Raw genomic sequence first — 26,091 nt, 5'->3', positions numbered from 1 at the left:
CTATAGGTTTAAGATACTAAGGAGGATGGGAAAGCCTATGCAAAAAGTGGGGAAACGCAACACCCGTAATCTAGCCTGGATCATATCGGTTGTCATGGTCATGTCCGTGGTGCTTAGTGCATGCGGAAATAAAGAAGAAGGACAGGTAAGTGGCAACAGCGGCAATGCCGACGATCCGTTGGAAGTCAGCATTATGACCATCACGCCGAGTGCCGTCCCCGCTGCTGATGATAATGTAATCAAACGCGCCATTGAAGAAGCGACTAACTCCAAAATGAATATCCAATGGGTCTCCAACAATATCTACGGTGACAAGCTCAATCTGACCCTGGCTTCCGGGGATATACCTGATCTCATCATGATTAATGATCCATTTGGAAGTACCTTCACCAAGATGGTCAAACAAGGTGCTTTTTGGGATATCACCCCTTATATCAAGGACTATTCGAACCTCAGCGGAGGCATTCCCGATATAGCTTGGGATACAACCAAGGCAGCAGACGGCAACAATTATGGTATCCCGCGGCCTCGTCCAGTCACTGGAGATTCTTTTTTCATCATCCGCAAGGATTGGCTCGACCGATTGAATTTGCAGGTGCCGGAGACCACGGATGAGTTGTTCAACGTGATGGAGGCTTTTGTAGAGCAGGACCCTGATGGTAACGGAACCAAAGATACCACAGCACTTGCCGCGTATATTAGTCCCGATGATCTCGGCTGGGGAGGTAATCTGGGCCCCGTTCTGGGTGCCATTGAGAGTTCTTTTATCGGAACCAATAGCAGTTGGAAATGGGATGAGTCTCAGGGGAAGCTGGTCTACAGGGAGCTGTTGCCTGAGGTGAAAGAATCCCTTCAATATCTAACCAAAGCCTATAACAGCGGCATGATGCCGGAAGATCTGCTTTCGCTCAAGCTGACGCAGGCCAGAGAACTGTTCAAGCGCAATCAGGCGGGTATTATCGTAGACAAGACAGGCACGATGCGCAAAATCTATGCCGATGACCTGAAGAAGGTCGATCCTTCTTTTAAATATACGGATTTCTATCCTTTGACCAATCTGAATGGATATAATCCGAAGGGTTCGGGATACAACGGTATTCTGGCGATCCCTGCCAGTGTGCCGGAAGAGAAGATGAAACGAATTCTCCAACTCGTCGATACCTGGATGAATCCGGAAGTATTTGAAATCCAGCAGTTCGGGATTGAAGGTACACATTATGAAGTGGTCGATGGCAAAAAGGTAGCAAGTAGTGAAAAGTTGACGGCGGATAACGCGTCGGATTTCAATCATATCGTTAACGTCATCGACCTGCCTTGGGATACCACGGGTGAAACGGATGAAGAGACACAGGCCAATGAACTGTTCAAAAAAGTGGAGGCAGAGCGAGACAAAACGAGCGTGGCGGATCTCGCCGCTGGCCTTCAATCCGAGACCGGGCAGAAGGTGCTGCCTGAACTCAACAAAAAGATCCAGGATCTAAAAGCAAAAATTATTTTGGGCCGGGAGCCGATTGAAGCTTGGGATGCGTTTGTAGAGACCCTGCGGAATGATCCGAATTTCCAGGCGATGAATGATGAGATGACCGAAGCCTACAAGAAAAGAAATGGACAGTGATCTGAGGGAAGGGGCTGCAAACCATGAGCACCCATGAGCAACGAATGAGTACGGTTAAGGGGAAGCAGACTTCAACCAAAAAGAAAGGGTTAAACCTGCTGTCCGCACTTCGGCGTGACCGTTCGTTATATTTGCTGGCACTGCCGGGCGTATTGTTCTTCCTCATTTTCAAATACATCCCGATGTGGGGCATCATTATTGCGTTTCAGGATTACTCGCCCTTTCGGGGGATTCAGGGCAGTGAGTGGGTGGGCTTGCAACACTTTACAGCACTCTTTGGTAATCCGGACTTCGCCTTGTTGTTCCGAAATACGCTGGCGATTAGCCTGCTCAATCTGATTTTATTCTTTCCTTTTCCGATCCTGATCTCCCTGGGACTTAATGAACTGCGAAGTGTGGCGTATAAGAGACTGATTCAAACGATTATTTACATGCCGCATTTCCTCTCTTGGGTGATCATTGCCGGCCTAACGCTGCTGCTGTTCGCCAAAGGAACGGGACTGATTAACGAGTTATTTGCTTTATGGGGATGGCCCCGCGTGGATATATTGACGAATCCGGACAGCTTCTGGATCATGGTCACCTTGCAAGCGATGTGGAAGGAAGCTGGTTGGGGCACGATTGTGTTCCTGGCTGCCATGGCGAGTGTGGATACTCAGCTGTATGAGGCGGCACGCATGGATGGAGCGGGACGATTGCGCCAGATCTGGCACATTACGCTGCCTGCCATCCGCAGTGTCATCCTCGTGCTCCTGATTTTAAGACTGGGAGACATCATGGAGGTAGGGTTTGAGCAAATCTTCCTCATGTACAACGGTGCTGTATCTGAAGTGGCCGAAGTGTTCGACACCTATGTGTACCGCACAGGGATCGAGCAGGGCGATTTCAGCTACAGTACAGCGGTTGGACTGTTCAAATCCGTGATTGGCCTGGTGCTGGTCGTTGTCGCAAATCGTGTGGTTAAGCGCATGGGTCAGGAAGGCGTCTACTAGTTCATTACGGTACCTACCCATACCCGGCCAGCCATTAATCAATGGAGAGGAGGTTTCGAATGCATCGCATGAAATGGAGTGAGCGGATTGGACAGTCCCTGAATGTGGTTACGCTTGGACTATTGGCTGTGGTTATGTTTTTCCCGCTATATTATGTTTTCGTCGTTTCATTCACGGACCCCGGAGAGTATTTGCAAAAGAAAATCGTACTCTTCCCGGAACGCTGGTCTGTTGAAGCCTATACGTATTTGTTATCTACGCCTGCCTTTGCACGCTCACTGGGAAACAGTGCATTTCTGGCAACCGTCGGCACGGTGTGCAGCCTGGCTGTATCATCCTCTCTGGCTTATGCGCTGTCCCAGAAGCGATTCCAATTCAGAAAAATACTGATGTTCCTGATTGTACTAACCATCTTGTTTAGCCCGGGCATCATTCCAAATTACCTGCTGGTACGGGAACTGGGGCTGATCAATAATATCTGGGCACTGATCCTGCCTGCGCTTGCCAATGGCTGGACGGTGTTGCTGATGAAAAATTTCTTCGACAGCCTGCCCGCAGAGATCAGCGAAGCGGCATCCATTGATGGCTGTAGTGCCATCCGAACCTGGTACATGATTGTGTTACCCTTATCGATGCCTGCGCTTGCTGCCTTTGGATTGTTTTTCGCTGTAGGGTACTGGAATCAATTCTTCGCGGCACTGTTATATCTGAACGATTCTGCGAAATGGCCCATTCAAGTATTACTGCAAAATATGCTGCTGAATGCATCCAACATTGATCTGGTTGCGCCTGGACAGCAGGTGGAGACACCGCCGACAGAAATGTTGAAGATGGCCGCGATCATTGTAGCCATTTTGCCAGTGCTGGTAGTGTATCCGTTTATACAAAAGCATTTTGCCAAAGGAGCCCTGATCGGCTCGGTCAAAGGGTAAATCTGCATTCAGGCTGGTATTCCCGGAAAGGAGGGCCATACAGATGATATTCAAGCGCACAGCAGACCCATTACCCAAAGGGCGTTATTTCAGGCGTAGCCTGATGATGATGCTGTTTATCGCCTGCATTCCGGGAGTCATTACAGGGGTGTTGCTGTATGGCTGGGTTACCGTCAAAATGGAAAAGATTTTGCAGCAAACCCATCTGCATCAGTTTGAACAACGTACCGTGTGGGTTGGCGATCAATTGGATGCGCTTGAATTGACCTTCTCGCAGTGGGCCTTCGATCCGGTTTTCGATAACCGTCTGAAAGAGCTCGATTTTGTATTCAAGTATAAACAGGTGCATGAACTGTACCGATTGCTGCTGATGATTCAGAATTCCAATACATTGATCGGCAAAGTTCAATTGTATCTGGGGGAACCCCGGGCCGTGAAGATGGATTCTGAACGATATGATTTTATCAAAGACGCTGGGGAGATCGAGAAGTATGAACGGTTGACTCATCAGCCCCAGACAACATATTGGTCACGCTCCATGGAGGGCACATCCATGATGATGGTGAATCGACTTCCGGGTGGAAGCGACGATGGTCTGGGGGCACTAACAGTCACGCTGGATAACAAACAATTGAGCAACATGCTTCAGACCTTGTCTCCGTATAATGGAGGGACGACTTTTTTGCTGGATGAGCAGGGCAAGCCCATGCTTCCACAAGCGCAAGAACTTGGTGGATTACAGCATGCTGTCCGTGAACATATGTTGAACCTGAAAGGGAATCTGTCTTCATTCCTGATGGAATATGAGGGATTGACCTACTCGGTTCAATCGGGCACCTTCCGCAGATTGGGTACCGATTGGACTTATGTGTCTGCGGTTCCCCTCAATGAAATTGTAGCTCCGATTGTGTCTGTACCCCGAATCGTCCTTCTCGTCAACGGATCAGGATTAATACTAGCTCTGATCCTGTCGTGGGTCGGTTCGCTCCAGCTCTATAAACCGTTTACGAGATTACTGCAAATGTTTACCCTGGCTGGAGCATCGGTCGACGCTATAGCGCCAGAAGTGTCATCCACTCCTAAAGTGTTGTCTGCGGCTTCTGTCCGCTCGAATGGGTCTGTACAACTGGATGAAATCAAACATATTGAACAGCGCTGGATTGGCGTTAATCAGGAGAGAGAATCGTTGCAGCAACGGTTGGAAGAGCAACTTCCACTCGCTCGGGAAAGCTTGCTGGTTCAGCTTACTCTAGGTCATCTGTTACTGTCATCCGACCATGAATGGAAGGAACGCCTTGCACAGCTAGGATGGGTTCTTCGGGATGAACAGTTCATCATCCTTTTTGCTCATATTCGTCCGAGTGCAGTTCTTCTATATGGGGCTAAGGAGCGAAATCGGAGCGAGTCTCAGGAGTGGATCAGTTTTGCCGCAACCGATATTCTGAACAGGCAGTTGGAGGAACTTCCTTACCGTGCCGAAACAATCAATTACCATGACATGTCCATTGCGCTGTTGCTCGCTGTCCCTCCAGAGGTCCAGCCAGAAACGCCTGAGTTCAGAGAAGAATTATCTCGGATGGCCCACCATTGGCTTGAAACTGTACAGTCGGAATGGAACGTTCGCATGACAGTTTCGATCAGCAAACTTACATCAGATGCCTCCCATATCCCACAGCTGGTTAGAGAATCAAGGTCTTTGTTGAGGAAAAGACAGTTCTCTCCCAATATGGCCATCATTGATATGAATGAGGAGGCAGAGCAGGATGTGAATGAACATGGAGCTTATCCGCTTGAGCTGGAGCAGGCCATCATCTCGGCATTACGGAGTGGTGAACAGGACACTGCTCTGGAACAGTTCAGCATATTTATAGGCACGTATGCCCGATCTGAAGCGCCGGAGAAGCATGTTCGTCAGGCTTTATTCCAACTGCTGGCACGCATACAACATACCCTTTTGCAATTAGGGGAAGATCCCGTTGAACTGTTTGGTGTAGGGATGTATGAAGAGGTGCTGCAACTGCATGATCTGGATGAACTGTTCCTGTGGTTCAGAGAACGTATTGTGCACGTATGCGTAGAGGAATTCACAGGCAAGGAAGAGAAGCAGATACAGATGGCTGTTCATCAGATGAAGGAGCATGCGGAGCAGCAGTATGCAGAAGCGTTATCGCTGGATGAATTGGCAGATCTTCACGGAATTCATTCCTACACATTAAGCCGGGCATTCAAGCAGGCATTTGGGCAGAACTTTGTGGACTATCTGACTGAGGTAAGGCTCCACCGGGCCAAAGAGCTGCTTGGATCGACAGACGTCAAGATCAGTGAAATTGCGGAACAGGTAGGCTATCAACCCAGTTACTTTAATCGATTGTTCAAGAAAAGTGAGGGAACGACGCCAAGTCGTTACCGGGAAGACATTCACAAGCATACCGGGCACAATCGGGGTAACCGCTCCGTTTAAGACACACCTTAGTTTTCAGCCCAAAGGAGAGTGGAATGTGACGTGTCAAAGGACAAGCCAAATATTATTTTTCTCATGACGGATCAGCAGCGATGGGACTGTATTGGAACGTTCAATGAACATATTCATACACCGAATCTCGATAAACTTGCAGCCGAGGGAATCACTTTCCGAGATGCGGTCTGCCAATCGCCAATGTGTGCGCCAAGCCGAAGCTCCATGATGATGGGATATTATCCGTCACAGCTTGGGGTTCGAACGAATTATGGCGGATTGTTCGAGGAAGACAAGCTGCCCTCTGAACCTTTGCCGGAGTTGATGCATCGGGCAGGGTATCAGACAGCCGGATTCGGAAAAACGCATTGGAACCATAGCGAGGGCGTAGATGAGCCTTCCACGCGAGGGTTCGAAGTAAGATCCATCGGACTTTCTCGTCAAAGTGGTCATTATGAACAGGGAGCGACAATGATGGGTGACTCCCATCCCGAAGCGTTGGAAGCCTATCATCAGGAGACGAAGGATTTTGGCGGCGGTGAGGAAAATGTCAATGGTTATACAGGGCTTACGAGTCAGATTCCGATGAATCAGCATCGGGATGGCTGGGTAGCCGAACAGGCGCTGCAATTTTTGGATGAAGGGGTAGACCCGGAGCGGCCGTTATTTTTTTATCTGTCTTTCCTGAAGCCACATGCCGGGTTCAATGTGCCCAAAGCATTCGAAGACCTGTACAGGCTGGAAGATATTCCGGATATCCCGCAACCTCCGTGGGAGGATGAAGTGCAGACTCACCTGGCAGCTTCCGATGAACTGAATTCGAGTAGTCGCCAGTCGTACCTCGATAAGAAGAAGGTATGGGACCAGCGCAGTTCGGAGGAGCGGAGGAGGACCACGTTAAGATACTGGGCGAATTGCTCCTGGCTCGATCATTACTTTGGACTCGCTTTGGAGAAGTTGGAGAACCATGGGAGGCTGGAGAACGCGCTGATTGTATTTGTCTCGGATCATGGAGAGATGCTGGGGGAACGACAGTTTCGCTTCACCAAATATAATCTGTATGACAGCAGTGTGAGGGTGCCGCTCATATTGTCCGGTACCCACATTCAGGAGCAGAAGCGCGGAACGATTGATCAGGAGCCTGCGGAATTGGTGGATCTGGTGCCCACATTGACGCGTGCAGCCGGACTCGAAGCGAATCCGATGCTTCCTGGTGTCGATCTGCTGGGCGATCTCCGGCATCGCGGAACGTTCTGTGAATTCCATGGGAAGGGGGTAACCGCACCTCATTCGGCTCCAGCCTATATGTGGCGGACTGCGGAGTGGAAGCTCATTCTGTACATGGAAGGCTCTGTCGCGGAATCCGCATCCAGAGTGCATGAAACGAAGGGGGAATTGTATCACCTGACGGTTGACCCTCATGAGTGGAAGAACCTGTATGATGAGGAGCAGCATGCTGTAATTCGGGAGCAATTAAAGACCGAACTGCTGATGCATCTGGCTGTCAGTTGGGCGAAAGGCCCCTTTTTCTATGATCGTGGAGGAACCAAGCCGTTAGAGCGGTAGATAGACCATGTTGACCGGGCAACCGGAGGCAAAGCAGTTATTGCTGAACCAGATCAGTCGATCTCATTAGACTGGCTCGTAGGGACAGAGATAACAGGCTTTGCTTTTTTTGTACGCATATACTAACCAATCGATGGAGGGGAATTGTAAATGAAAACCAAAACGACTGTGGCCAGAGGAACAAAAGTACTATTCACATTGCTGTTAAGTGGAGTTATTGGATGGACAGGCATTGTTTCACCGGGAGGGGGAGTACTTCAGGCAGATGCCGCAGAAGGGTCTGCACCACGTCTGGTTGAAAATCTGGGACGAGGTCTTACTGCCGTATATCTGGGAGAAAACAAGGTATATTTGAGCTGGCGTCTGCTTGGGACCGAATCGCAGCAGGTTACATTTGATATCTATCGTAGGACGGGTACAGAAGAGGTGAAGCTGAATGACCAGCCTTTGACGCAGGGAACCAATTATACGGACACGAATGTAGATGTAACCCAGAGTCATACGTATATCGTGAAGTCTTATGTAGACGGTAGATTACAGGATGAGAGTGCCGAGGTTGTATTGGCAGCCAATCCCGAGATCCGCAATTACTTCAGTATTCCATTGCAAAATATAACATCCAATCCGTCGGATTATTTTGTGCAGCATGGCTGGCCTGGGGATCTGGACGGTGATGGGGAATATGAATACGTGGTCACCCGCATTCCGGTGAACGGAGGCAATAAATATGTGGAAGCCTACAGTCTGACCGAAGGTTTCCTGTGGCGGATTGATCTGGGTCCATACAGTGTCACAACGATAGATACATATAATGCGCCGCCTGCTTCTGTCAGTGAATTTGGAGTGGCTGGACTTGGGGGCTGGCGGGACAACGACAATATAACGGTATTTGATCTAGATAGTGACGGGAAGGCTGAAGTACTGCTGCGTACCTTTGAAGGGGTAACGTTTGCAGATGGTCAGGTCGTTCCTGCGACAACGGAGCGTGCTCAATATGTGTCCGTCGTGGATGGATGGACCGGAACAGAAGCGGCACGCACAACGATAATCAATGATTATGCAGTCGATGGTCCCCTCAGTGGGCACTTTGGCATTGCTTATCTGGATGGTGAACATCCAAGCCTGATTACGGCGCTCAAGAATCGTGCGCTTAGCCGCAACTTTCAATATGTGACGTCAGCCTATGATTATGCAGACGGTGCCCTGACCGAGCGTTGGAGACATGCTGGAGCGGATGGCGAGTTTTTCCACCAGATTCGTATACTTGATCTTGACAGGGATGGGAAGGATGAGGTGTCATTCGGAGGTTGGGCACTGGATGATAACGGAGAGACCTTATACAGTCTGCCGGGTGTAGTCCATGGGGATCGTTTCCACATTACAGACATTGATCCGGATCGACCGGGGTTGGAGCAATTCGGGATTCAGCAGGCGGAAAACGGAAACGTCAATCAATTCCCTTGGTTTTATGCCGATGCGGCGACAGGCGAGATTATTCGTACAGGGGAAATTCCGCAGGACGTCGCACGGGGAACACTGGCGGATATTGATCCAACGCACAATGGGCTTGAGATGTGGTCCAGTTCAGGCAATATCTACAATGTGGATGGCGAAGTGATTAGTTCAGTTCAGCCCTCAACCAATTTCAGAATTTGGTGGGATGGTGATGTGCTCGGCGAGCTGCTGGATAAGAACTTTGTGGAAAAGTGGGACTGGCAGCAGAACACGACGGCACGTCTGTTTACAGCCGATGATGTTCGCGTGAATTCCAGAAATGCTCCTGTGCTCTATGGCGATCTGCTGGGGGATTGGAGAGAGGAAATTCTCTATGAAACGAGTGATTTCACAGCATTGCGTCTGTATACAACAACGATACCATCCGATGTCCGCATCTACACGTTGCCGCATAACCCGGCCTACCGCAATGGGCTAGCGGTAAAAGGATATATGCAATCCTTGTTGACGGATTATTATCTGGGTGAAGGAATGACAACACCAACCGTTCCGGACATTCTTCCTGTCGTGTACAATGGGGATCAGGAATCTTAAACCAAGGGAAGGGGATGCTTCAGATGCATGGTCAGATACCTGAAAAGGAAACTTCCTGCTGTTGTTCTGCAAGTCGGAGCGGCACGATGGAAGTGAAAATTCAATCAGAGGATACGCTTGAATCGACGGCTTCCCGTGAGAGGAGTGCAGCGTCCGACCATGCACTTTCACTTTCCGTTGAACGTCTACCACCTAGTGCGCTGGCGGGGGACGATAGATACATCTCCGGGCGAAACGACAGGAACAGCATATTAATTGACGGTGGAAGGTTCCTTATGGGTACCAATGATCCTGAAGCTTTTGCAGGAGATGGGGAAGGTCCTGTCAGGGAAACACAGGTAGACTCCTTTTATCTGGATGAATGCACGGTGACCAATGCACAGTTTGGACAGTTTGTAAGGGAGACAGGATACCGAACAGAGGCCGAGCGATTCGGCTGGTCCTTCGTTTTTCATCTGTTCGTTTCTCCGCAAACGTCTGCACATGTTCGTACCGTGGTGCAGTCAACGCCATGGTGGTGGGTTGTCGAAGGTGCGGACTGGGCTCATCCTGAAGGGCCTGACTCCGATGTGAACGAGAGGGCTGACCATCCCGCTATTCATATCTCCTGGAACGATGCCAACGCGTATTGTGGCTGGGCAGGTACGCGCCTGCCCACAGAAGCAGAGTGGGAATATGCGGCACGAGGTGGATTAATCCAGAAGAAATATCCCTGGGGCGACGTTCTTCGGCCGGATGGACAACACCAGTGCAACATCTGGCAAGGTATCTTTCCGACTCAAAATAATGCTGCTGATGGTTATGCGGGCACGGCTCCCTCCCGATCCTTTCCTGCCAACGGATATGGATTGTACAACATGTCAGGTAATGTATGGGAATGGTGCGCTGACAACTACGTTACGGATCACGAGAAGTCTATACTTGCTAAGACTGTTATTTCTTTCAATGAAGTTCGCAAGGTGTTAAAAGGCGGTTCATACCTGTGCCACCGTTCCTATTGCAACCGGTACAGAGTGGCAGCGCGGATCCCCAATACACCGGATACATCCACCGGACATATCGGTTTCAGATGTGCATTTGATGTATTGCCGGTATAGCGTGCTATTGATATGACATACCGAATACGATTATGTATATGTGAAAGGATTACAAGCGACTCATGTGAGTCGCTTTTTTCCTTTTACTGATCCGAAAGGATAATTCCATTATTTCACGAATACAACAGAGAACTCAGCGAATTCAAAATCACAGACAAAGGGTGTGCCATATGACGAATCTATTCGAACATTGTTCAGGTCAAACATTATCTGCCAACCTGGGATGGCTGAACGAGCCAGCAGATTGGTACATTGAAGACGGCAAAGTAACGATAACCGTTTCGCCAATCAGTGACTTTTTCATTGATCCGGGAGGTGAGCCGGTGAAAGCTTCAGCTCCATTTTTACATACGATAGTCAAGGGAGATTTCAGCATCGTCACTCGAGTACAGGTGGACATGAAAGAACAGTACGATTCGGGCTGCCTGATGGTGAGGGTGGACGATACGAATTGGGCTAAAGTTTGCTTTGAGTATTTTGAAGAACAGCCGTCTATTCTTAGTGTTGTTACTCGAGGTAACTCGGATGATTGTGTATCAGCACCTGTAGACGTTAACAAGCCTTATTTACGTGTAGCCCGGGCAGGCAACAGCTTTGCTTTCCATTATTCTCAGGATGGAGAGAAGTGGAAGCTGGTTCGTTATTTCGGCCTCGACTGCCCGGAAGAGATCAAAGTTGGCATTGTGGCCCAATCCCCCATTGGGCAAGGGACCACGGTTATTTTTACAGATGTACAGCTTCAACATGGGGTGACCGGAAGTGTTCGCCGGGTAGAATAACAGTGACCGTAAGGTTGTTCTGTCATTTATTTCACCCGAATTAGCAATCCGAACAGGCCGAGTACAGCAAAGGCCAGAAATGCTGTTGTATTGGAGAACATTTCAATCGTGTAACCTGCCATGGATGAGCCAAGGAATTGTCCAACACCCAGAGCAAGAAAGGCAAGACTAATTCCGATGGACACATTTGGCCTGAATAGTCTCGTTGCCCAAACGATAAATACACTGGTCAGGAAAATATATGTGCTGCCAAATATGATCGCAGAAATGAGACTGGCAGTCATGGATGGAAGAAGGATTACCCCCAGCGAGATCGCCAATAACAGTATGCCTATTCGGTAGGACCACCCAATCTCAATACGTTCAATAATGCGACCAGCACATCCACCGAGTATCCCCATAACCCCCATCACAATCCAGAACAACACGGCTTCCGAATCGGAGGCCCCTTTCTCGTCTGTGAGGAAGTTTCGGGCAAAGGTCCAGTAGATCGCTGAACTAACACCAGTTAACAGACAAGCCATCAGCAAAGCAGAACCCGCTCTGGTTGGTTTCATACATGTCCAGATGGATTTGGTACAAGGCAGTGTCTTTGTAGGTGGAATAACACGTCTGTTCCACACCAGAACCACAACACCGATTACAGCAAACAGGATGTAGGTTAGACGCCAGTAATCCGTGAACAGCCAGTAGAGTGGACCGGATATAACGATTCCGAAACTGGTTCCAGTGTTAATCCAGCTGTTGCCTCTTGCTTGCAGATCGGGTGCAAGCTCGGCGTTAACCGTGTTACCGAGTGCTGGAGAGGCCCATCCTGTACTCAAACCGGCGAGAAATACGCTGAATGCAAGGACCCATGCATTCTGAGCAAGAGCAATCCCGATTAATCCGAGCACAGCGCTGATCCCAGCCAATTGGATGACATAATGATGCCCTTTGCGATTAATTAACAGCGGTGCACTTAGAAGGGACAAGCAATAAGCAATGTAGGTTCCGGAGTTAATCGCACCTGACGCTGCATCGTTCAGTTGTAAAGCTTCTGAAATTTCCGGCATAAACAATCCATAACTGAATCGCCCGAATGCATAACAGACAGCGATTAGTGCAATGCCTGGAAAGATAATTTTTTTCATTAAATCCACCGCCTTTTAGATAGAACGATCATTATATTTCTCATTAAATAAAAAAGTGAGTTGAACTACTAACTCACCCTTAATGGCATTACTTGAAACTATTCTTCGTCATATGGATCAGTTCGCGGCAGACGTTATTTACATTTTCTGTCTCGGCGAGTGCAGTGGAACCCTCCAGCAGCAGGGAGAATTGCAATAGATCTCGATCACTTGCAGCAGGCGCCAATGTTTGGATTAACGTTCTCATATGTCTTTTATGCGCATTCACTGTCTGCACGATGATATGGTCTGCATGACCACCGAATTCTTCTTTGGCGCGCAAAAATAAGCACCCTCTTGATTCGTGTTCTTTCAGCCAGGTTGCATGTCCTTCAGCCAGATTGAGGAACATGGGTTGAGTTGTATTGTTTGCATATTGCCTGAGCTGTTCTAAATAACGCTGTTCGCGCCGCAGAAGCACCTGGACGATGAGATCATCCTTGGACTCAAAATGGTTATATAACGTCATGATGGCGATCCCGGCATCTGATATAATCCGCTTCAAGCCGATGGAATGGAAGCCGTGAAGGTAGAATAATTCTTCAGCCACGTTCAAAAGCATTTCTTTTTTGCTGCTCATATTCAATGATACTCTCCCTTCAAAATAAGATAGAACGATCATTATACTCGTAGGCTATAATAAGTCGTTTACATTGTCAAATTTTGTGCCTTCCCTTGTCTTTGGTTAGTTCAAAGCCTGGGCAGGGCGTTATATGAACAACGTCTTTGCACATTAACCGGACATATGAGAGCACAACATGACAGGTTTTTGGGTGGTTTATCCGTTATATTAGACATCAAGGAGTGATTATTACATGAACTGGATCAACGCATTACAGGTCGCTATTCAATATATGGAAGACCACTTGCTCGAAAATATGACGATGGAGCAGATTGCAGCGCAGGCTCATATCTCTCCTTTTCATTTTCAACGTACCTTTGCTCTGTTAACAGATGTTACTGTAGCTGAGTACATAAAACGCAGACGATTGACACTGGCGGCACATGAACTTCTGCAAAGTGATCACAAAATCATTGATCTGGCGCACAAGTATGGTTACGACACACCCGAATCTTTCTCCAAAGCATTCCGGAGACAACACGGCATCGCACCAAGCGAGGCACGCAAAAATAGTAGCTCTGTCCAATCGTATAATCGTCTGGTTATTCAAGTAAGTCTAAAAGGAGCAGAACCGATGAAATATAAAATTGTTGAACATCCCGAATTTACATTAGTGGGGGTGAAGCAGGCTTTTTCATATGTAGATGGAGAACATTTGCAAGGGATCGGGAAGATGTGGCAGGAAGCGTGGAAGAGCGGTACAGAGGAGCGTTTATTTGAACTGAACAACGGGGATATTCCAGGGTTACTTGGCGTCGTTGTGGATCAGAGCGAAATCAAGGAAAAGCAGATGGAATACTGGATTGCTACGGCTTACGACGGTGAAGTGCCGGAAGGATTATCAAGCTTCACCATGCCTGCTTCCAAATGGAGTATATTTGAGGTAGAAGGCCCGATGCCGGAGAGCATGCAGCTTCTGTGGAAACAGATTATTTCGGAATGGTTTCCATCCAATCCTTATGAGCACGCGTATATGCCAGAGCTGGAAGTATACCCTGGGCCGAACCAACCACCGCAAATCTGGATACCGATTAAATAAATTTTAACCGTTTCAAACTCGATCATTGTAGCCCGTAAACACTCGGATAACCGAAGCTGTTTATGGGTTATTTGGTTGTGATTAATCAGAGATTCGAAGTTGTACAGAGGATGTTCAAGCGTTGTTCATTTTATAGCAGCCAGGTAAACATGATATATTGGAATGAAGGTTAACAGCTATAAGAGGACGATGAGGTAAACCGCAGGAGGCAGATATGTTATATGAGTACCCATTCATTCAGACGATCATCAAACACGAGCAATTAATGCATGACCTGCGGAGAGTTCGTAGTCTCCATTTGCCACAATGTTACATAGGTGCAGGATATATTCGTAATTACATCTGGGATGTTCTGCATGGATATGCTCTTCGTGAACTTCATAGCGATATTGATGTTGTTTATTATGATGCGTCAGACCTGCGTGAGGAACGAGACATCCAGTTGGAGCGTCAGCTTCGTGAGTTGACAGGTAATGCCAAGTGGTCGGTCAAAAATCAGGCGAGAATGCATCTGCGCAATGGCACAGTTCCTTATCATTCTACTGAAGATGCTCTTCGCTATTGGCCAGAAGTTGTGACTGCCATAGGAGTACAGTTGGATGAAGAGGATCAGGTGAACATCTGTGCTCCGCATGGTTTGCATGATCTGTATCAACTCGTAGTCCGCAAAAGTCCGTTCTTCACGGATGCTGACTATTATAATCAGAGAGTACAGAAGAAGCGCTGGCAGGAACAATGGCCGAAACTAACGATAATAACAGCTTGAATAATAAGTGATTTGCGGAATAGTGGGTACAAGAAGGAGTGTCTACGGATTTGATAAAAAAGTTCTTACAAAAAAATGGACTGATCATTGATCTTGTCCTGTTGGCATGTTTTGTGGCATTTCTGGCCTTCTGGGGCCAAAGGTTTGCAGTCATGTTTTTTGGAATGATCACGGTGGCTTTTATCGTACTAAGACGGATTGACTATCAGAAGCATGTTATTTTGAAACGGATTATCCTTACCGGATTTGGCGTGGTTGCCGTCTCTTTTGTCATTATTGAAGCACTTGTATTCACACAGCTTGGTGCGAATGATCCGGAAGAAGCGGACTATGTCATTATTCTGGGTTCAGGCATCCGTGGAACGGAATTGTCATTGACCCTAAAACAAAGGTTAGATGCAAGTCTGGACTACATTCGCAGTCACCCTCAGACACCGGTCATTGTATCGGGTGGACAGGGACCCGGGGAATCGATTCCCGAAGCGCTCGCCATGAAAAACTATCTAATTGAACAGGGGATTCCCCCCGCCCAAGTCATTATGGAAGATCGCTCCACAAGTACACAGGAGAATTTGGCCTTTTCCAAAAAAATCATTCTTGAATCCGGGTTAGAGCACCCTGAGATCATGATTGTCACCAGTGACTATCATATGTTCCGTTCCAAATACATCGCTGCCAAGAACGGTTATGCGGCAGAATACGGCATATCGGCCCCGTCACCAGGATATTTGAAACCCGTCAACATGATCCGTGAATATTTTGCTACGATCAAAACGTTTATCTAATGCACATGACAGAAAAACGGAAACAGGACGAAGCGGAGATCTATGATCTATGCTTCGTCCTGTTTGCATATAAGGTGGCTATTGCTTCATAAAGATAGGTTATTTTTCTGAAGGAACAGGTACAGCTTTGGTGACCTGGGCCTCGGAAGGGACGGATACGATTTCAGGAGATCCACCCGTAGAAGGAACAGTTGCTGCTTCTACAACTTTAGCCTCAGAAGGTTTAGTAGTAGAAGGTTTAGTAGTAAAAGGTACAGTAGCAGACGGAACTGGCACAGCTTCGGAAACTTCATCCTCAGGGAGAGCCACGATTTCAGGAGTTTCGGAAGTAGAAGGAGCAGTTACAGCTTCGGAAATTCCGACCTTGTTGGGAGAAGCTACGATTTCAGAAGATCCATCAGTAGAAGGAACAGGCACAGTTTCAGAAGCTTCAGCCTCTACTTTAACCGTATGGTTTGATGCCCATACGGCGGTGGACGTACTTACACCTGTAATAAGCAGGAGGGCTCCCATTCCTATCATCCAATGTTTCTTTTTCAGTTTCTTTACATTAAACATAATCATCAATCTCCTTTTTAATTGTTTGCCTTCACCCGATAGGGACGAACAAAATTGAGCAGGTATTTTCTTGGTTCCCGCCATCACATTTAAAATTGTCTCACCATATCGTCTTCGCTCTTCATGGGACATCTCTTTCACCACATCTTCATCACAGGCCAACTCGCTCCAGGTATGAATGTCCCGGCGAATCATATGAATCAGGGGATTGAACCAGTGCAGTGCATTAACGCCCAATGTCAAAGCCTTGACCCACAGATCTTTATGTTTTAGATGTACCAACTCATGATGAATTACCATGCTGATGTCCATTTTCACCGTATTTTCGGGTGGCAGATATATCGTTGGTTTAAACAAGCCAACCAGTATAGGGCTTCGTACTATGGTGCTGTGAGCAAGCGTGATATTGCGTTTGAGACCCAAAGCCTCTTTGATTAATGGTAGCTGTATAGCTGCCTCACTATGACGGAGGACTGGCGTACGTGTATGAGATAATTCTTTCAGAAATCTCCGATAACAGTACACCTGCCATGCAGAAAAACCAATGACGCCAATGCCCCATACACATAACAAGAACCAGGCTGTGGTTACCGAAATGGTTTGTTCCGGGATAAACGTTCCTGCAAGTCCGCCCGAAGATGCTGCATTCTCCGTACCCGGTATAGTTGATGTCGTTTGGAATGCCATATCCAAAAGCCATGAAAGGCCAAGAGATACCGGGAACAGATAAAACAAGATAGCCAGTTTACCGAGTCTGTAGAGCCACTTGGTCGGAAAAACAGATACGGGTATAGGTCGTAGTGCCAAAATACAAACAGAAACGATACTTCCCGCCACGGTCAGGCTGCACAGAATTTCAAAAAAGATGTTCATCATCTGCACCTACTTTTCCGAAAGCCATTTTTTCAGTTCTGAAATGTCATCGTCTGAAAGCTTGTCGCCATCATACATGGCCGAAACCAAATTCTTGACTGAACCTTGATAGAGTCCATCAAGAACATGCTGCGTTTCCTGTAGTTTGTAATCTTCGGGCTGTAGAAGAGGTACATAATCATTGGTTCGTCCACGTCTCGTGACGGTAAGTGCGCCTTTATCCACCAACCGTGACAAAAAAGTAGACATAGTCTGCGCTTTCCACGCTTTCCCCTTCTCAGCGAATATGTCTAATAGTTCTGTTGAAGTGACGGGTGGATCGCATGACCATATAACGACCATTAACTCCATTTCTGTTTCGGATAATTTTTGAATCTGGTTCACCGTGAACACTCCTTAACATCGTTATGCGTCCATAACGATCGTATTACTACACTACGTAGTACGTATAAACTACTACAACTTGTAGTGGATAGTCAAGTTATCCTGATAGATGATTGCCAAACCATGTTATAATATAGGTCATTAATAGAAGAACGATGTAGGAGTGAATGATCATTACAGCATATCAATTACCTGCTCTCTATGAGCAGAAGCGAGTTTCAATGCACGAGATGGAAGAGATTGTACGCCTGTTGTCCCAGACACCGCTATTATACGATGATGGACAGAGCATTCAGGTTCAGGATTACATGGGAGGCTTGGAGGTCGAACTTGAGCATGAGGTACGCCGTGCAGTGACCGAGTTGTATGAACTGGCTGTTCAGGCTTGCCGCGCCTTCGTCGATCCATTGGCGTACGAGCAACTTCAGGATGCGCTTGGGTTACAGGCTGAATTATGGCAGGAGGAAGTGCTTACTCTTGCAAAGTGGATGGATTGGCTGAAGCAGATCAGTGAAGGGAAGAGAACACTGCCCGAGTACAACTTTACAGCCATGCTTGGCAATCTGCCAGACGGATTCATGATCCATGATTTTTATGATGAACTCCGATATCAGCTGGAACAAAACCCTGCACACGCATGGGCTATCGACGAGCGGGATCGCTTGTACGCCTCCCTGGGTGCGAAATAAATCAAACTAACGGGTCACCGGCGGTGTTTAAGCTAATATCTGCATTTTGCATGCATAGAAACATTCCAATCTATATCTTACGAATTCTTTACCCAGTATGGGAAATGAGGGGATACCGTGAAGAAGGTTGTATTGGCTGGTGGAACGGGATTTGTCGGACAGGATTTTGCCCAAAGATTCAAGAAGCAGGGTTATGAGGTGTTGATCATCTCGCGTCAGCCCGGTCATATTGCCTGGGAGGATCGTGCAGGAATCGTAGAGGCACTGGAAGAAGCAGAGATGTTAATTAACCTGGCAGGTAAATCGGTGAACTGCCGTTATACGGAGGAGAATCGCAAAGTCATTCTGGAATCCAGAACCCTTACAACGCGCATTCTGGGCGAAGCCGTCCTGGCTTGTAATCATCCTCCCGAACTATGGATTAATTCGAGTACAGCAACCATATACAGACATGCTGAAGATCGTCCCATGACGGAAAAAGAGGGCGAGATTGGCTCCGGATTCTCGGTCGACGTTGCCAAGGCATGGGAACAGGCTTTCTTTGAATTCAGTCTGCCGTCTACGCGTCAGATTGCACTGCGGATTGCGATTGTGCTGGGCGAGGGTGGTGTGATGGTGCCCATGACGAACCTCGTCCGTTTTGGACTGGGAGGATCGCAAGGCGCAGGAACACAGCAGTTCAGCTGGATTCATATCGAGGATCTCTTCCGCATGGTAATTTATATGCAAGAGCATCCACGCTTGAATGGTGTGTTCAATGCGTCCTCTCCGCATCCGGTGACGAATCGGGAGCTAATGGCGCGTCTGAGAGAAAAGATGGGTGTTCGGATCGGACTACCTTCTCCTCGCTGGATGCTTGAACTGGGCGCACGTTTCATTCAGACCGAGACGGAACTTGTTCTCAAGAGTCGTTGGGTGATTCCCGAACGAATGGAGAGGGAAGGATTCACTTTCACATACGGTACACTAGATACCGCTCTTGCCGAGATTCTGAATAAGAAGAAATGACAACACAGTATAAATAATAAAACACAACAGGGAGGGCAGAGGCATCTGCCCTTCTATTATATATTTCAAAGCTTCTGCTTCATGGCGTTTCGCCATTGGAGCTGGAGGATTCATTTTATTATCAGTCAGATGAACAGAAAGAGGTTGGGGAAATGCAACTTAGAAGAGTAAGGATCGTGGGAACAGGGAAGTACCTGCCTGAACAGGAAGTCACCGATGAGGAACTGGATCGCCGCTTGGACGTGCCTGCGGGCTGGGTTAGCAAAGCCACAGGTGTAGGTGTGCGCCATTATGCTTCGGGTGAAGAAACCTCCTCTTTCATGGGGGCGCGGGCTGCGGAAGCTGCACTGGCGGATGCAGGATTACAATTCAGTGATATCGACTGTCTGGTGTGTACCAGTGGCACGAAGGAACAACCGTTGCCAAGTACGGCGGTATTTATCCAGCAGGCCATGGGGCAGCAAGATTCAGGCGTACCTGCTTTTGATATGGATGCAACCTGCCTAAGTTTCCTGAACGGACTGGATGTGATCTCCTATATGGTAGATGCCGGACGTTACCAGCGAGTACTGCTCGTAGCCACCGAGATTGCCTCAGCGGGACTAAATTGGTCGGATAAAGAAAGTGCGGCCCTGTTCGGAGATGGAGCGGCCGCTGTTATTATTGAGCGTTCGCCTGAAGGGTCATCCTCACAGATTGTACATGCTTCCCTTCGAACCTACAGCCGAGGTGCTCGCTTCTCGGAGATTGCAGGTGGAGGTACACGGCTGCATGCTTCGAATTATAAGGCAGATCAGCCGGAGCCCTACTTATTTCATATGGATGGACAGGCGATCTTCCGCATGGCTTCCAGACTTTTGCCTGGATTCATCGGCGATATGCTGCAAGCGACCGGGAATCGAATGGAGGATTTCCAATTGGTCATTCCTCATCAGGGAAGTGCCATGGCGATGAGACTGATTCGCAAGAAGCTTGGCATTCCTGAAGATCGGTTTATGGACATCACACGAAATCACGGCAATACAATTGCGGCATCGATCCCAATGGGTCTGCATGAAGCGATTAGACAACAGCGTATTCAGCGTGGAGATCGGGTGTTGATGATTGGCACGGCTGCCGGATTATCATTGGGAGGACTCATTTTTGACTACTAGATCTGGGGAAACCAGACATCGTACAGCTGCTTCTCTCCGTGTGCTGCTTACAGGCGGAAGGGCTCCCGTAACGCTTGATCTGGCACGCATGCTTCATCGGGCAGGCCATCGGGTTTATGTTGCGGAGAGTGCTGCACGGCATCTGACCAGATTATCCAGTGCAGTGGAACAGTGCGCTGTGGTCCCGTCGCCACGTCATGACACACGTGCGTATCTGGCGGAGCTGGAACGGTTGGTTCAGGATTGGCAGATCGACCTGTTGATTCCGATGTGTGAAGAAGTATTCTATGTTGCTCAAGGGGCAGACAGACTGCGTGCATTTTGCCGTGTTCTGGTTACGACTCTGGAGCAGCTGCATGTGCTGCACCATAAATATGATTTTATCCAGCTTGCAGGGTCACTCGGTCTTTCGGTTCCGGATACACGTCTGATCCACAGTCGGCAGGAATGGATGGAAGCCCAGTCTGTTCTAGAAAAAGTAGGAGATTGGGTGTGGAAACCGGTGTATTCCCGCTTCGCAGCCAAAGTTCGCATGCCAACACTCATGACCGATGACGCTGGGGCAGGGACGGATCAGGAAGGAAACGTAAGCGAAAAGAAACGTCGACATTTCCGTAACGACCCTCCAGACGAAGTAGCATTATCATCTATTTCACCTTGGGTTGCACAGGCCTACATTCCTGGTCAGATGTTATGTACATACAGCATAGCGCATGAAGGGCAACTGGTTGCACATGCCACTTACGACAGTCGCTATCGTACAGGAAGCGTGGGAGCCAGTGTTTTTTTTGAACAGGTGGAACATGAGGGTGCCCTTGCGTGGGTGAGACAATTTGTTGAGGCAACGGGTTTTAGTGGACAGATTGGGTTTGATTTTATAGAAGGTCAGGATGGGCAAGTATACGCAATTGAGTGTAATCCGAGGGCAACGAGTGGGATTCATCTGTTTCACCCCGGAGATGACTTGGTGCGTGCACTGACTGAACCGGAGACGTTGGTCAAAGAAAGAAAAATGATCACGCCCGCACGGGGCAGCAAAGCCATGCTCATGCTTCCCATGCTGGGAAGCGGGGTTCAGCAGATCTTCGGCAAAGGAAAGTTCCGGGCATGGATAGCTGCGTGGCGTGGAGCCAGGGATGTGGTCTATGGAGGGCAGGATATCCAGCCTGTATTTGAACAATTTGCAGTGGTGCTAGCCGCATGGCGTCTGTCAAGATCACAGAAGTTCTCGCTGACTGAAGCTTTGACTCACGACATAGAATGGAACGGTGAACAACAATGAATAGAGCACTGGTTACAGGAGCTACGGGATGTCTGGGCAGGCATCTCGCGATACGGCTTGCACAAGAGGGATGGGAAGTAACTGGCATGGGCCGACAGCCCAAAGTTGGGGCAGAACTTGAGTTGGCAGGAATCCGATTCCGGAATGGAGATATACGGGATGAGGCTTCAGTAAACGAAGCATGTGCGGGGCAAGATGTGGTGTTTCACTGTGCGGCACTATCATCGCCATGGGGAAAATATCGTGACTTTTACAGCAGCAATGTAGAAGGGACACAAAACCTCATTGATGGCTGCCTGCATAATGAGGTGCAGCGATTCATACATGTATCGACTCCAAGTATATATTTTAACTACATACCGCGATATAACGTACATGAGAATGACCCGTTGCCATCCAAACCAGCCAATCATTATGCAGCCACAAAGCTTCTCGCTGAGCAGGTTGTAATGGAGGGGCATGCGAAGGGACTTCCGTCGATCATGATTCGACCGCGAGCGATCTTTGGTCCGTATGATCAGACGTTATTTCCCAGAATTGTCGCAGCAAACGCAAAATCGGGCGTGCCCATGATCGGTGGTGGACAGGCTTTAATCGATCTGACCTGTGTGGATAATGTGGTGGATGCCCTATTATTGTGTCGCGATGCCTCTGACGAAGCGCTCGGAAGAGCTTACAATATCTCCAATGGTGATCCAAGGGCGTTCAGTGAGTTGGTGAGCAGCCTGTTTGGCATGCTGGATATGCCCTTGCGTCGTCGAAACATTCCTTATCGGATGGCATATGGTGTGGCAGCGTTGCTGGAGCAAGTTCATGGCTATATTCCTGCGTTGGGTGAACCTGCGTTGACACGGTATACAGTCGGATCCTTATCCATCCCACAGACGTTGGATATTACGGATGCACGGGAGCAATTGGGATACATTCCTCGGGTGTCCATTGAAGAGGGATTGCAAAAATTTGCAGACTGGTGGAGGGCTGAATCATGCTGACAACAACTCCGGTGAAACTATATTTAAGTGCGGCGGGTTACTGTACACATCCAGAGTTTCTGACGTTGCGCGGTGGTCGGTTGAGCCCGGTGCCTTTCCCGGCAGGATTTGCCTGCATCATTCATCCCGTACATGGACCAATCCTGCTGGATACGGGATATAGCTCCCGCTTTTTCGAGGAAACGGCTCATCTGCCCAATGCACTGTATCGTCATATTACACCGGTGGTTTATCGTGAAGAGGATAGTGCCGTTCATTTTTTGGCTCATATTGGGCTGAAAGCTTCGGATATCCGGTATATCATCCTCTCGCATTTTCACGGCGATCACATCGCGGGTGTGCGAGATTTCCCGGAGGCACAATTCATCTATCTGCCAAGAGCTTATGATGCTGTGCGCTCACTCGGTCCGATTGCGGCTGTGAAGGCAGGTTATCTGTCCGGGTTGTTGCCTGAGGATTTTATGGCCAGATCATTGCCTGTTACGCGTCAGCCTGAGCGATGGACGAGAGCGGGAGAAGCTTTCCCTTTTGATGAGGTCTACGATATCTTTGGCGATGGCAGTCTGCTGGGGGTAGATGTATCCGGTCATGCGGAAGGCATGATGGGACTCCTGCTGCGTACGGAAGAACATGACTATTTCCTGTGCGCGGACGCGGTATGGTCAAGTCGGGCTTTTCGTGAACAGCGCAGACCTCATGCGCTCGCGGGTATTATTATGTCTGATCGACAGGAATACCACCGTAACTTTGACAAGTTGGTTCAGCTGCATCAGCAGTTTCCCCACATTCGGATTGTGCCGAGTCATTGTCGAGATGTACTGGACGCTTGGGGTACAGGAGGGCAGGGACGATGAGCAATACCCTTCGTATTGTGGTTCATTATGCGCTTGCACGTGGGCTGCGAACATGGAAAACGCGAGAACAACTGGAGCGCTGGCAAGAGCGCCGGATTATTCGGCATGTCCATCAGATTCGTGCCCGATCTTCATTTTACCGGAAGTGGTGGGGTAGCTTGAACGCATCCGACTGGAGAAGATTTCCGTTGATCGACAAATCAATCATGATGCAGCATTTCGATACACTGAACACGGTGGGCATTACCAAGGACGAAGCGCTGGCTCTTGCAGGTGAAAGTGAAGAAACGCGTGACTTCAAACCTTCCATTCAAGGTGTGACGGTTGGATTGTCTTCTGGCACGTCAGGAAACCGGGGGATATTTCTGGTGAGTGATCGGGAGCAGGATGCGTGGACGGGCACGGTGCTGGCCAAGTTGCTGCCTGGTGGACTGTGGAAACCTGCCAAGATTGCGTTTTTCCTGCGGGCCAACAGTAATCTGTATGAATCGGTGCAACGTGGTAAGTTACAGTTCCAGTACTTTGATCTGCTGGAGCGTGTGGAGAACTTGGTGAAGCGGTTGGAAGAATACCAACCTACCGTGTGGGTGGCTCCCCCATCCATGCTGCGTCTGTTGGCGGACGCCTATGTGGCGGGCCACCTGACCGCTGTACCGGATAAAATCATCTCTGTTGCCGAGGTGCTGGACCCCCTGGATCGCAAGGTGCTGGAGCAGGTCTTCGGACAGACCGTTCATCAAGTCTATCAGTGTACAGAAGGATTTCTGGGTGCGACCTGTCGCTACGGCACACTGCATTTGAATGAAGACATCGTGCATATTGAAAAAGAGTTCATTGATCCCGCCACCCGGCGGTTCGTGCCCATTATTACGGACTTCTCCAGAACATCACAGCCGATCATCCGGTATCGGTTGAATGATATTCTGACCGAGGCGGCGCTGCCATGTGCCTGTGGTTCCCCGTTTACCGCCATTGAGCGGATTGAAGGCCGCTGTGATGACACGCTTTATTTTACACAACTACATACGGGTGAGGCTGTACCGATCTTTCCGGATTTCGTTACCCGTTCGGTCATTGCGGCTTCGCCGGATATTGAACATTATCGTGTGGTGCAGCAAGGAGACGGAACAATGGAAGTATCCCTTCGGCTTGGCGGGAGCGCAGTGATGGCTCAGGTTGAGACAGATGTACGGGGTGAACTGATGAAGCTGGGAGAGCGGCTTGAATGCACCTTGCCTGAAATTAGATTTGTTCCATATACGTTCGAACCGGGAATTACGAAGCTGCGCAGGGTGGAGAGACGAGATAACGTAGTGGCGGATTAAGCAGCAGGGGCCATGCGGTATAGGTAGGAACGGAAGTAAGTAATTTACCGAGGAAAGAAGGACACACCGTGACAGCTGATGAACACTTAACAGAGGACGAGCAAGGACGAATTAACACGGGTCGTGGTGCAGTGAAGAAGACAAAGGAGAGAGCGAACGCTCCGGTGGCCTTAATTACGGGTACCTCCAGTGGTTTTGGTATGCTTACGGCAATCACCCTTGCCAAGCAGGGATATCTTGTTGTTGCTACAATGCGTGATCTGAGTCGAAGAGAAGAATTGGTGAGGTTGGCTGAACAGGCAGGGATATCCGAACGTTTGCAATATGTGCAACTGGACGTAACCGATGCTGAATCGGTGCAGAAAGCTGTGAGGTCCGTACTTCTTAATAATAGCCGAATCGACATGCTGGTGAACAATGCAGGATTTGCGGTGGGCGGGTTCATTGAGGAAGTATCGATGGAGGATTGGCGGCGCCAGATGGAAACGAATCTATTTGGATTAATCGCCGTGACACGTACGGTCCTGCCTGTGATGCGTGAACAGAAGCAGGGGCTGATTATTAACTTGTCCAGTGTAAGTGGGTTGTCCGGTTTTCCAGGGTATGCGCCCTATGCTGCCTCCAAATTCGCTGTGGAGGGATTCACGGAAAGTCTGCGGCATGAGATGTCTTCGTTTGGCGTTCGGGTGGTATTGGTTGAACCAGGTGCTTATCGCACGCCGATCTGGAATAAAGGTTTGGGTGAGATTCACCGGAGCGAGAACTCCCCATATAAGCATAAGCTGGATGCGGTTCTTCGTTATTCCAAACATGCGAGCGAGACGGCACCTGATCCACAGGAAGTGGCAGATCTGATTGGCCGAATTGCGCGGATGCGTGCACCAAGACTTCGATATGCGCTCGGAAAAGGTTCGCGTGTGCTCATCATAGGTAAAGCACTGCTACCGTGGAAGTGGCTGGAGCGGATTATCGCCCGTGGTTTAAAATAGAGATTAGGTACGATTCACGATTGCAGAATTTCCGAAAGGGAGGGATTAACCATCTTCGAATTCATCGTCATTATTTTACTTCTTGCGATTGTGGGTCTGCTCTTTCATATCAAT

23 protein-coding genes are annotated in these 26,091 nt (G+C 48.7%); 19 read left to right on the top strand and 4 right to left on the bottom strand.

Annotation, left to right across the window (positions count from 1 at the left end; translation table 11 throughout):
• Window positions 1-37: 37 nt before the first annotated feature.
• From BLS69_RS15345 to BLS69_RS15310, 8 genes are all read left to right on the top strand, one after another.
• Window positions 38-1,615, top strand: coding sequence for an extracellular solute-binding protein (locus BLS69_RS15345; RefSeq protein WP_256332309.1), 1,578 nt, complete (start codon window positions 38-40; stop codon window positions 1,613-1,615).
• A gap of 44 nt (window positions 1,616-1,659) precedes the next feature.
• On the top strand, window positions 1,660-2,607 hold the full coding sequence (locus tag BLS69_RS15340; protein ID WP_091035058.1) for an ABC transporter permease: 948 nt from the start codon (window positions 1,660-1,662) through the stop codon (window positions 2,605-2,607).
• A gap of 59 nt (window positions 2,608-2,666) precedes the next feature.
• The gene (locus tag BLS69_RS15335; protein WP_371129049.1) at window positions 2,667-3,539 is read left to right on the top strand and encodes a carbohydrate ABC transporter permease; all 873 of its coding nucleotides are present in this window, start codon (window positions 2,667-2,669) and stop codon (window positions 3,537-3,539) included.
• Between the two features lie 43 nt (window positions 3,540-3,582).
• Window positions 3,583-6,000, top strand: coding sequence for an AraC family transcriptional regulator (locus BLS69_RS15330; RefSeq protein WP_091032955.1), 2,418 nt, complete (start codon window positions 3,583-3,585; stop codon window positions 5,998-6,000).
• Between the two features lie 42 nt (window positions 6,001-6,042).
• Window positions 6,043-7,560 (top strand): sulfatase family protein, encoded by a 1,518-nt coding sequence (locus BLS69_RS15325; RefSeq protein WP_091032953.1) that lies wholly within the window; start codon window positions 6,043-6,045, stop codon window positions 7,558-7,560.
• A gap of 150 nt (window positions 7,561-7,710) precedes the next feature.
• Window positions 7,711-9,609 (top strand): rhamnogalacturonan lyase family protein, encoded by a 1,899-nt coding sequence (locus BLS69_RS15320; RefSeq protein ID WP_091032951.1) that lies wholly within the window; start codon window positions 7,711-7,713, stop codon window positions 9,607-9,609.
• Window positions 9,610-9,695: 86 nt separating this feature from the next.
• The gene (locus tag BLS69_RS15315; RefSeq protein ID WP_091035052.1) at window positions 9,696-10,706 is read left to right on the top strand and encodes a formylglycine-generating enzyme family protein; all 1,011 of its coding nucleotides are present in this window, start codon (window positions 9,696-9,698) and stop codon (window positions 10,704-10,706) included.
• A gap of 170 nt (window positions 10,707-10,876) precedes the next feature.
• Window positions 10,877-11,485, top strand: coding sequence for a DUF1349 domain-containing protein (locus tag BLS69_RS15310; RefSeq protein ID WP_091032948.1), 609 nt, complete (start codon window positions 10,877-10,879; stop codon window positions 11,483-11,485).
• Between the two features lie 26 nt (window positions 11,486-11,511).
• On the opposite strand, the gene BLS69_RS15305 is transcribed toward BLS69_RS15310, so the two are convergent.
• Together BLS69_RS15305 and BLS69_RS15300 are read right to left on the bottom strand one after the other, a co-directional pair.
• Window positions 11,512-12,618 carry an MFS transporter gene (locus BLS69_RS15305; protein ID WP_091032945.1) on the bottom strand — a complete coding sequence of 369 codons (1,107 nt, stop codon included), beginning with the start codon at window positions 12,616-12,618 and terminating at the stop codon, window positions 11,512-11,514.
• Window positions 12,619-12,706: 88 nt separating this feature from the next.
• Window positions 12,707-13,237 carry a TetR/AcrR family transcriptional regulator gene (locus BLS69_RS15300; RefSeq protein ID WP_091032943.1) on the bottom strand — a complete coding sequence of 177 codons (531 nt, stop codon included), beginning with the start codon at window positions 13,235-13,237 and terminating at the stop codon, window positions 12,707-12,709.
• 235 nt (window positions 13,238-13,472) lie between these two features.
• Here BLS69_RS15300 and BLS69_RS15295 point away from each other — a divergent pair, with 235 nt between their 5' ends.
• The 3 genes from BLS69_RS15295 to BLS69_RS15285 all read left to right on the top strand — a co-directional run bounded on the left by BLS69_RS15295 (window position 13,473) and on the right by BLS69_RS15285 (window position 15,869).
• Window positions 13,473-14,318 carry an AraC family transcriptional regulator gene (locus BLS69_RS15295; protein ID WP_091032940.1) on the top strand — a complete coding sequence of 282 codons (846 nt, stop codon included), beginning with the start codon at window positions 13,473-13,475 and terminating at the stop codon, window positions 14,316-14,318.
• A 214-nt stretch (window positions 14,319-14,532) separates the two neighbouring features.
• Window positions 14,533-15,084, top strand: a complete 552-nt coding sequence (locus BLS69_RS15290; RefSeq protein WP_091032938.1) for a nucleotidyltransferase family protein — start codon at window positions 14,533-14,535, stop codon at window positions 15,082-15,084.
• Window positions 15,085-15,134: 50 nt separating this feature from the next.
• Window positions 15,135-15,869, top strand: a complete 735-nt coding sequence (locus tag BLS69_RS15285; RefSeq protein ID WP_091032937.1) for a YdcF family protein — start codon at window positions 15,135-15,137, stop codon at window positions 15,867-15,869.
• Between the two features lie 99 nt (window positions 15,870-15,968).
• Here BLS69_RS15285 and BLS69_RS15280 read toward each other — a convergent pair whose 3' ends face one another.
• Together BLS69_RS15280 and BLS69_RS15275 are read right to left on the bottom strand one after the other, a co-directional pair.
• A complete protein-coding gene (locus BLS69_RS15280; protein WP_256332308.1) occupies window positions 15,969-17,303 on the bottom strand; it encodes a M56 family metallopeptidase in 1,335 nt (444 codons plus the stop codon).
• A gap of 6 nt (window positions 17,304-17,309) precedes the next feature.
• Complete coding sequence (locus BLS69_RS15275) at window positions 17,310-17,684, bottom strand: BlaI/MecI/CopY family transcriptional regulator (RefSeq protein ID WP_076209251.1); 375 nt, start codon at window positions 17,682-17,684, stop codon at window positions 17,310-17,312.
• Window positions 17,685-17,851: 167 nt separating this feature from the next.
• Between BLS69_RS15275 and BLS69_RS15270 the strand changes: the two genes are divergently transcribed.
• The 8 genes from BLS69_RS15270 to BLS69_RS15235 all read left to right on the top strand — a co-directional run bounded on the left by BLS69_RS15270 (window position 17,852) and on the right by BLS69_RS15235 (window position 25,977).
• Window positions 17,852-18,373: a hypothetical protein gene (locus tag BLS69_RS15270; RefSeq protein ID WP_091032932.1), complete on the top strand. Its 522-nt coding sequence runs from the start codon at window positions 17,852-17,854 to the stop codon at window positions 18,371-18,373.
• A 117-nt stretch (window positions 18,374-18,490) separates the two neighbouring features.
• Window positions 18,491-19,381: a TIGR01777 family oxidoreductase gene (locus BLS69_RS15265; protein ID WP_091032930.1), complete on the top strand. Its 891-nt coding sequence runs from the start codon at window positions 18,491-18,493 to the stop codon at window positions 19,379-19,381.
• A gap of 152 nt (window positions 19,382-19,533) precedes the next feature.
• Complete coding sequence (locus BLS69_RS15260; RefSeq protein ID WP_091035051.1) at window positions 19,534-20,535, top strand: beta-ketoacyl-ACP synthase III; 1,002 nt, start codon at window positions 19,534-19,536, stop codon at window positions 20,533-20,535.
• Window positions 20,525-21,817: an ATP-grasp domain-containing protein gene (locus BLS69_RS15255; protein ID WP_091032928.1), complete on the top strand. Its 1,293-nt coding sequence runs from the start codon at window positions 20,525-20,527 to the stop codon at window positions 21,815-21,817. The genes BLS69_RS15260 and BLS69_RS15255 overlap by 11 nt, the downstream gene beginning before the upstream one ends.
• The gene (locus tag BLS69_RS15250; protein ID WP_091032925.1) at window positions 21,814-22,809 is read left to right on the top strand and encodes an NAD-dependent epimerase/dehydratase family protein; all 996 of its coding nucleotides are present in this window, start codon (window positions 21,814-21,816) and stop codon (window positions 22,807-22,809) included. Before BLS69_RS15255 ends, BLS69_RS15250 begins: the two co-directional genes overlap by 4 nt.
• Complete coding sequence (locus tag BLS69_RS15245) at window positions 22,803-23,663, top strand: MBL fold metallo-hydrolase (protein ID WP_091032922.1); 861 nt, start codon at window positions 22,803-22,805, stop codon at window positions 23,661-23,663. Before BLS69_RS15250 ends, BLS69_RS15245 begins: the two co-directional genes overlap by 7 nt.
• Window positions 23,660-24,988 carry a F390 synthetase-related protein gene (locus BLS69_RS15240; RefSeq protein WP_091032920.1) on the top strand — a complete coding sequence of 443 codons (1,329 nt, stop codon included), beginning with the start codon at window positions 23,660-23,662 and terminating at the stop codon, window positions 24,986-24,988. The genes BLS69_RS15245 and BLS69_RS15240 overlap by 4 nt, the downstream gene beginning before the upstream one ends.
• 68 nt (window positions 24,989-25,056) lie before the next feature.
• Window positions 25,057-25,977: an SDR family oxidoreductase gene (locus tag BLS69_RS15235; RefSeq protein ID WP_091032917.1), complete on the top strand. Its 921-nt coding sequence runs from the start codon at window positions 25,057-25,059 to the stop codon at window positions 25,975-25,977.
• Window positions 25,978-26,091 lie beyond the last annotated feature (114 nt).

This window comes from Paenibacillus sp. CF095 (assembly GCF_900101225.1).
Lineage (GTDB): Bacteria > Bacillota > Bacilli > Paenibacillales > Paenibacillaceae > Paenibacillus.
The sequence above is the reverse complement of the archived record's forward strand: the minus strand, read 5'-3'. Positions and strand labels throughout refer to the sequence as shown.